The sequence below is a fragment of the Vibrio sp. 10N.222.55.C6 genome (assembly GCF_041473395.1).
GTDB classification, from domain to species: domain Bacteria; phylum Pseudomonadota; class Gammaproteobacteria; order Enterobacterales; family Vibrionaceae; genus Vibrio; species Vibrio crassostreae_C.
Genome location: NZ_JBFRSD010000855.1, coordinates 1 through 617, shown reverse-complemented (window position 1 = coordinate 617; position 617 = coordinate 1). Strand labels below are relative to the sequence as shown.

1 protein-coding gene and 1 pseudogene are annotated in these 617 nt (G+C 42.5%); both read left to right on the top strand.

Annotation, left to right across the window (positions count from 1 at the left end):
- Positions 1-445, top strand: a 445-nt coding sequence (locus AB4486_RS26540; protein WP_372119751.1) for a type I-F CRISPR-associated protein Cas7f/Csy3, incomplete at its 5' end; no start/stop codon positions are given.
- 9 nt (positions 446-454) lie between these two features.
- A pseudogene (locus tag AB4486_RS26535) lies at positions 455-617 on the top strand (type I-F CRISPR-associated endoribonuclease Cas6/Csy4); the annotation flags it as partial.

Sequence of the window (617 nt, the reverse complement as noted above, 5' to 3'; positions counted from 1 at the left end):
GGCTGACCCAACCGAATATTTCTATATGGATGTCAAAGCTAAAATTGGAGTTGGTTGGGGAGATGAGGTTTACCCAAGCCAAGAGTTTTTAGATAGCCGAGAAGATGGTGTTCCGACTAAGCAGTTAGCTACCGTCGAACTATTGAACGGAAAGGAAACCGTTGCGTTTCATGGTCAAAAAGTTGGAGCCGCATTGCAATCGATTGACGATTGGTGGCATGAAAACGCAGATAAACCATTAAGAGTGAACGAATATGGGGCAGATCGAGAATACGTTATAGCAAGGCGACACGTGTCCCATGGAAATGACTTTTACCAATTAGTCAGAAATACAGAGAACTGGATTGAAAGCATGACAGCTTCTCAAGTCATCCCAAATGATGTGCACTTCATCATGTCTGTCTTGATCAAAGGCGGCCTATTCAATTGTTCTAAAGCGAAGTAAGGGATAGATATGACTAAGCGTTACTATTTCTTAATACGTTACATGCCTGCACAAGCCGACCATGAATTATTGGCAGGACGGTGTATATCCCAAATGCACTTGTTTATGGTCAATAACCGACAAGCCATGAATAAAATAGGTGTGAGTTTTCCGGACTGGAACGAATCTACAG